Raw genomic sequence first — 6,559 nt, 5'->3', positions numbered from 1 at the left:
CGAAACCCACCTGGCCATCGCCGGCCTGGTCTCCGACCGCACAGCTATGCGGTAATCACCCACCAGCCGACTCGCTGGGCCAGCACGCCCCAACCTCAATCGCGCACCACGTCGTAAGCTCCGGTGCCCATCGCGGGGTCGATCGTGGTCACCGATGGGGAAAGGTAGCCTTGCTCGGCGTCCAACCGGGTGGTGAGGATGTCATCGGTCAGGCGCACCATGTTCCGCACGACCTCGATCGGGGTGTAGTAGACCCCCGACTGGCGACGCAGGTCCGGGTCGTACACCGATAGGAACGACTCGTACAGGTGGATGTAGGCGTCTTCTCGCTGGGCCCAGATGGGTTCCCACTGCACGGCACCGACTACTCGGCGGAGTAGATCGATGGTGATCTCGAAGGAAGCAACCGCGCTGCTGGCCAGCAGTCTGAGCGCCTGCGACATCAGAGCGTGTGGCTTACCTGCACCGAGCTTGTGGGCGATCTGCCCGGTGTGCAGGTCAGCGACGTTGATGCCTTCGGTCCGGGCCAGCAGGAAGGCGAAAGTGACCGTCTGGGCGTACCCGTCGGCGAAGACATCATCGGTCGCGCTCGGGAACAGCAGATCCCTCCACCGCTCCGCGAGCAGAGTGAAGGGCAGGTCATAAATCTCCGCGCCGGCCTTGCGAGCCTTCGCCTCCGCAGCCAACTGATCCAGAACCGAGTCGCGCAGCAGGCGGCACAGCGGCGCGACGGCCTCAACGAGCTGCTTGACCGTCGTGATCGGAGGCGGTGACCACTTTAGGAAGGTACGAAAGAAGGTCTCGGTTGCCAGGTCGTGGCTGCTCAGACCCGATCCGGAGGAATGAAGATCCCCCTCGAACTCGACCTGCGCCTGGAGCTCTCCGCGCCGGTAGAGGCGCCACTCGGTGCCGTTGGTGTACAGCAGGTTCGGCAGATCCTTCAGCCGTTCCCACTGCTTCTTGTTGTGCCCCTTAAACTTGGAGGGATCCAGGTTCTCCTTCGGCTTCTTCAGCTCGATGTGTCCGGTGATCGCGCCGTCCACGCGCACGGCGAAGTCCGGGCGAGCACCAGCATCCTTTAGGTGGGCTTCGTCGTGGACGACGACCTTCAGGCCATCGGACAGCCCGATCTTGGTAAGGAGTCCCTCCACCGGACCGCGGATTGCTGCCTCGGGCTGGCCAACACCGTCTTGCAGTTTGTTCGCGCACTCTTGGCCGTACTCGGCGATCGCTGTGCTCAGCCAGTCCTCAAGCAATCCGGGGGCTCCGATCCTCACGATGCGGTTGGGGTAGCCCATTCATACCAACTCGTGAGGACACAGGTCACCGACCGCAGCTCCGCCTGTGGAAGCTCGGAGCCCGGAACGAACAGGTGCTCTGGTCAGCTCTCGTACAGGTCAACAGGTGGCCGAGCAGCTCAGGCATGTAGGTCTCGGTGGGGCCGTCTGGGCGCAGTTGTGGGTCAACCAGTACGGGAGCGCCTTAAGTGTGTTCCGTGAAGACACAGGGCTCGGGTCACGCGGCGTCCCTGAAATCACCCGCTCGGACCAGCTCCCTCGGTACGGTCGAACCCTCACGCCGAGCGCACACCGGAGGCCGCATGCAGCCCTTGTCCCTCGCCCAGATCGCCGCCGTCACCGGCGGCCACGTCACCGCCGCCGATCCCGCGACCCAGGTGACGGGGGTCGCTTTCGACTCCCGCAAGGTGAGCCCCGGGGACCTGTTCGTCGCACTCCAGGGAGAGGAGGGCCGGGACGGGCACGACTTCGCCCCGTCTGCGGTCAAGGCGGGGGCGGTCGCGGTGCTGGCCACCCGCGCGCTAGACGTGCCCGCGATCGTGGTGGACGACCCGCTGACCGCGTTGGGCGGTTGGGCCCGCACCCACGTCGAGGCGCTGGCGGACCTGGACGTGGTCGCGCTCACAGGCTCCTCAGGGAAGACCTCGACCAAGGACCTCATCGCCCAGGTCCTCCAGCGCGCCGGAGCCACCGTGTTCACGCAGGGGTCGTTCAACAACGAGATCGGCCTCCCGCTTACCGCTCTGGAGGCCACCGCCGACACCCGCCACCTGGTGGTGGAGATGGGCGCACGCGGGCAGGGCCACATCACCTACCTCACCCAGATCACCCCGCCCCGGATCGGGGCGGTGCTCAACGTCGGCACCGCGCACGCCGGGGAGTTCGGCGGCCCGGAGACGACCGCGAAGGCCAAGGGCGAGCTGGTCGAAGCACTCCCCTCGGAAGCGGAGGGCGGGGTGGCGGTGCTCAACGCCGACGATGCGCGGGTGGTCGCGATGTCCGCGCGCACCAAGGCGCAGGTGGTCACCTTCGGAGTGGAGCGCAGCGCTGATGTGTACGCCACCGAGGTCACCCTCGACGGGCAGGGCAGGGCGTCGTTCACCCTGCACACCCCGACCGGGGACGCTTCGGTGCGTCTCCAGGTAGTGGGGGAGCACCAGGTGCCCAATGCGCTCGCCGCCGCCGCGGTGGCCGGGGCGGCGGGGATGGACGTGGCCCAGATCGGTAGGGCGCTCACCGCGGCGGAGTCGTTGTCGGAGGGGCGGATGCGCGTCACCGAACGCTCTGACGGGGTGACGGTGGTCAACGACGCCTACAACGCCAACACCGACTCCACGAGCGCGGCGCTGCGCGCGCTGGCGCACCTGGGCCAGGGGCGCGAGGGGCGCACGATCGCCCTGCTCGGGGAGATGCGCGAGCTCGGTCACACCTCTGCGGAGGAGCACCGCAAGATCGGAGCGCTCGCCGCAGTCCTGGGCATCGACGTGCTCGTCGCGGTGGGCGAGGACGACGCGCGTGTGCTGGCCACCGAGTACGGTCCCGATGGGCAGGTGGTTCCGACGAAGGCAGCTGCTGGGGAGTGGCTGAGCAAGTACGGGTTCTCGTCGGGGGACGTGGTGCTCGTCAAGGGCGCGAACTCGCTGCGGCTCGGAGAGCTGGCCGAAGCGCTCGCGGCTCGGTGAGTCACTGCCGGGCGGGGTCCACGATCACACCCCGCCCGGCGAAGAACTCCCCGAAACGCTCGGCCGGGAGCGTCGCGGAGACGGCGTCCGGACGGTGCCCGGACGGATTACGGAAGTGCACCATCCCGCCGTGGTGGCCGATGACGAGCACCAGGTGTCCGCCCCGGCCCGGTGCCGGGCGGTCCGGTCGGCGGATCTCCTTGTGCACCGAGGCCAGCACCATCCTCCCCTGGTTCAGCTCTTGGAGCAGAGCGGTGGTGTCCAGGTCGGTGCGCACCCGGGCGTCCAGGCGGTGGGTGTCACGCACGTACTCCACGAACGGCGCGTAGATCAACCCCTTCACCGACCCGTCCGGCTGTTCGACGTACCCACCCGCCTTGCGGACCCCGTGCAGGAGTTCAAGCAGCGGCGGTGCGTCGCCGTCGCGGTGAATGAGCACCATACGCAGGCACGCCATCCCACAGGAGTGACGGCACCACGTGCTGTACTCCTCCCGGGAGGCGGCCCCCGACACCGCCCACGCGGGGTCGGCGCCGGGGTCGTGTCCTTCATACGCGATCGCGCTGATCAGCTCGGGAGAGGCGTACTGGGTGATCGCCTCCACCGGCTCATGCAGCGTGCTCGTGTTCTCGCAGGCCCCGCACCGGGTTGCCACCGGATTCTCCTACCAACCGGACGAACGTTTCCCGGGAGACGTTACCGCCCGAGAGCACCACCCCGACTGGCCCCTCGCCGATCTCGCCCCACCGGGCGGACAGCGCGGCCAGAGCAGTCGCCCCGGACGGCTCGACCACCAGGCGCAAGTGCTCGAAGCACCACGACATCGCGGTCGCGATGTCGGCCTCGGACACGGTGACGATTCCGGCCAGCAGGCGCTGGTTCACCTCGAAGGAGCCCGGCGGTGGGGTGGTGTGGCGCAACCCGTCCGCGCACGTGGTGGGCACGTCGATACGCACCCGCTCCCCGACCAGCAGCGAGGCGGCGGTGTCGGCCGCGTCCTCGGGTTCCACCCCGATGCCCCGCACGTGCGGGGCAGCCTCCGCGAGCCAGGTGGCGCACCCGGCAGCCAGACCACCCCCGCCCACCGGCACGAGCACGGTCCGCACGTCGGGCACCTGGGAGAGCAGTTCCACAGCGACGGTGCCGGCCCCGGCCATCACGGCGGGGTGGTCGGCCGAGGGCACGATCGTGTACCCGTGTTCGGCAGCCAGCTCCGCCACGAGCGCGTCCCGGTCCTGGGTGTGCCTGTCGTAGGACACCACCTGCGCCCCCAGGACGCGGGCCCGGTCGGCTTTCACCGCGGGCACGTCGGAGGGCAGGACCACGGTCACGGGCACTCCGAGTTCGTGTCCGGCCAAGGCCAACGCGCCGCCGTGATTGCCCGAGGACGCTCCGACCACACCCCGCTTCCGTTGGGTGTCGGACAGTCCGAGCAGGGCGTGCAGTGCCCCCCGGTACTTGAACGCCCCGGTGTGCTGGAGATTCTCGGTCTTGCACACCACCGGCACCCCGACCTCGCGGGTCAGAGCCGGGGAGGACACCACGGGGGTGCGCACGACTGCGCCGTCCAGGCGGCGGGCCGCCGCGTCCACGTCACTGGCTGACAGCACTGGCGGCCTCCTTCTTCTGGGTGCGGGCCAGGGCGGGGCGCAGGATGTGCGCGATGAGCTGGTCGTAGTCGATGCCTGCGGCCTGGGCCATGGCGGCCAGGTTCCCGGTCGGGGACAGGCCCGGCAGGGTGTTGATCTCCAGCCACACGACCGTGCCGTCCTCGCTGACCATGAAGTCGGACCGGGAGTAGGTGACGCAGCCGAGCGCGCGGTGGGCGTCCCTGGCGTACCAGCCCAGATGCGTGGTGACCTGGTGCGGGAGGTCGGCCGGGCAGATGTAAGTGTGCAGGTCGGGGTTGCGTTTGGCCTCGTAGGAGTAGAAGTCGGTGGTAGTGCGGGCCTCCAGCGGCGGCAGTGCCGTGAGCGTGCCGTCCGCGGACTCCAGCACGCCCACGGTCACGGCCTGGCCCGGGTGCAGGCGCTCCACCAACAAGTCCTCGGCGCTGGCCTCGACGATCGCCGCCAGCTCGGCTTCGGTGTGGGCGATGGCCATCCCCACCGAACCGCCTTCGGAGGTGGGCTTGACGATGACCGGCCACCCCAGGTCCTCCCACTCGAAGGACGTGTTGCCTGCGGAGACGAGCTCGCCATCTGCGACGGGCACCCCCTCGGCGGCGACCAGGATCTTCGCGGTGGGTTTGTGCATGCCGACGGCGCTGGCCATCACTCCCGACCCGGTGTAGGGGATGCCGAGGGAATCGAGCACGCCCTGGAGGCCGCCGTCCTCAGCGCCCTGCCCGGCGATCGCGAGGAAGGCCGCAGCCGCGCCCCGGAGCTGGCCGGGCAGATCGGGTCCGGCCGGGTCCACCAGGTAGTGGGGGATGCCCTGCCGGGTGAGGGAGGTGGCGACCGCGGCTCCGGAGAGCAGGGAGCGGTCGCGTTCGCGGCTGGTGCCGCCGGTGATCACCGCGATCGGGCCGGGGATCTCATCAGGAGTCAAGGGAGAGATGTGCATGATGGTCCTTGTCCTTGAGGGGTATTCGTGGGCCCGCACGGCCAGGCGGGATACAAGGGGTCGGAGCCCGACCGTGCGGGGGTCTTGTTAGCGCAGGGCGGTGGTGACCAGCCGGTGGTCGGTGACCATCGGGCCCTGGGGCCGGTGGACGAGGGTCTCCTCGGGGATCACGGTTTTGGCCAGTACAGGGCTGAGCAGGATGTGGTCGATCGTCATCCCGCCGCCCGGATCAACGTTGTCGTTGACGGTGGCGGGGAACGGCTCGTTTGGTCGGCCGAGCTTCTCCCAGACGGCCTCCAGGGCGGTGCTCCACCCTGTGCCGCCCACGCGGGTGCGGGTGGTGGGATCCCACGCTCCGATGAGGTGGTCCAAGGGCGCGGTGTGCGGCACCCACGGACCCGTCGGCCCGTCCGGCTGCCAGCCCTTGTGGTGGCACTGGTGTTCGGGCATCTGGGTGAAGTCGGTGACGGGCCACAAGCGCCGGTCACCGGATGGGGAGCAGTTGCAGTCGCCAGCCAGGATCGCCCGGTGCAGCGGACCTAGCAATCCGGAGGCGATCCGAGCCGCCTGCATGCGCTCGTCGCGGTCCCAGGGGTGCCAGTGCATCGCCAGGATGGTGAGCGGGTCCTCCCACCACGAGGTTTGGAACACTCCTCGGTTCCACACGTTCGCGTTGTCCGGGGTGGTCTCAGGGGTGTCCCACCGCAGTAGGGCGAGCTGGTCCGGATCCCACAGGATCGCGGGTGGGACGGGCGCGCGGCGCAGGTGACCGATGCGGATCTGGTAGCGGGGACCGAAACGGTCGGACAAGACCCTGGCAGCCCGCAGCCCGAGGCGCGAGCCGTCCTTGGCCCAGTCGCGGGCCTCGTTGACCACGATCAGGCTCGGTGCGGCCTCGACGGTCGCGAACACCTCCGGCAACACCTGGTCGAGGCCGCCCGGGTGGCGCAGACCGCCGTTCTGAACGTTGATCAGGGCGAGCCGGAACGGCGTAGGACTGTCGGTCATGTGGTT

The 6,559-nt window shown here is 69.3% G+C and carries 6 protein-coding genes; 1 reads left to right on the top strand and 5 read right to left on the bottom strand.

The window, feature by feature from the left end; genetic code table 11:
- Positions 1 to 95: 95 nt before the first annotated feature.
- Positions 96 to 1,298 carry an N-6 DNA methylase gene (locus FYW95_RS24125; protein WP_160050879.1) on the bottom strand — a complete coding sequence of 401 codons (1,203 nt, stop codon included), beginning with the start codon at positions 1,296 to 1,298 and terminating at the stop codon, positions 96 to 98.
- 302 nt (positions 1,299 to 1,600) lie between these two features.
- On the opposite strand from FYW95_RS24125, the gene murF reads away from it, so the two are divergent.
- Positions 1,601 to 2,980 carry a UDP-N-acetylmuramoyl-tripeptide--D-alanyl-D-alanine ligase gene (murF, locus tag FYW95_RS24120; RefSeq protein WP_160050878.1) on the top strand — a complete coding sequence of 460 codons (1,380 nt, stop codon included), beginning with the start codon at positions 1,601 to 1,603 and terminating at the stop codon, positions 2,978 to 2,980.
- Between the two features lies 1 nt (position 2,981).
- Here murF and FYW95_RS24115 read toward each other — a convergent pair whose 3' ends face one another.
- The 4 genes from FYW95_RS24115 to FYW95_RS24100 form a co-directional block, all read right to left on the bottom strand.
- Complete coding sequence (locus FYW95_RS24115) at positions 2,982 to 3,635, bottom strand: C39 family peptidase (protein ID WP_160050877.1); 654 nt, start codon at positions 3,633 to 3,635, stop codon at positions 2,982 to 2,984.
- Positions 3,589 to 4,590 carry a threonine ammonia-lyase gene (locus FYW95_RS24110; RefSeq protein WP_201295012.1) on the bottom strand — a complete coding sequence of 334 codons (1,002 nt, stop codon included), beginning with the start codon at positions 4,588 to 4,590 and terminating at the stop codon, positions 3,589 to 3,591. Before FYW95_RS24110 ends, FYW95_RS24115 begins: the two co-directional genes overlap by 47 nt.
- The gene (locus FYW95_RS24105) at positions 4,574 to 5,545 is read right to left on the bottom strand and encodes a D-alanine--D-alanine ligase family protein (protein ID WP_160050876.1); all 972 of its coding nucleotides are present in this window, start codon (positions 5,543 to 5,545) and stop codon (positions 4,574 to 4,576) included. Before FYW95_RS24105 ends, FYW95_RS24110 begins: the two co-directional genes overlap by 17 nt.
- 87 nt (positions 5,546 to 5,632) lie before the next feature.
- The gene (locus tag FYW95_RS24100; protein WP_160050875.1) at positions 5,633 to 6,553 is read right to left on the bottom strand and encodes a hypothetical protein; all 921 of its coding nucleotides are present in this window, start codon (positions 6,551 to 6,553) and stop codon (positions 5,633 to 5,635) included.
- Between the last annotated feature and the right edge of the window lie 6 nt (positions 6,554 to 6,559).

It is taken from the genome of Nocardiopsis sp. FR4, assembly GCF_009830945.1.
Taxonomy (GTDB): domain Bacteria; phylum Actinomycetota; class Actinomycetes; order Streptosporangiales; family Streptosporangiaceae; genus Nocardiopsis.
Note: the sequence above shows the minus strand (reverse complement) of the source record. Positions and strands in the feature narration are given on the sequence as shown.

Bases quoted from the DNA above. Each gene is read 5' to 3' on its own strand.
- FYW95_RS24125 (WP_160050879.1), bottom strand. From the start codon at position 1,298: ATGGGCTACCCCAACCGCATCGTGAGGATCGGAGCCCCCGGATTGCTT.
- murF (WP_160050878.1), top strand. From the start codon at position 1,601: ATGCAGCCCTTGTCCCTCGCCCAGATCGCCGCCGTCACCGGCGGCCAC.
- FYW95_RS24105 (WP_160050876.1), bottom strand. From the start codon at position 5,545: ATGCACATCTCTCCCTTGACTCCTGATGAGATCCCCGGCCCGATCGCG.
- FYW95_RS24100 (WP_160050875.1), bottom strand. From the start codon at position 6,553: ATGACCGACAGTCCTACGCCGTTCCGGCTCGCCCTGATCAACGTTCAG.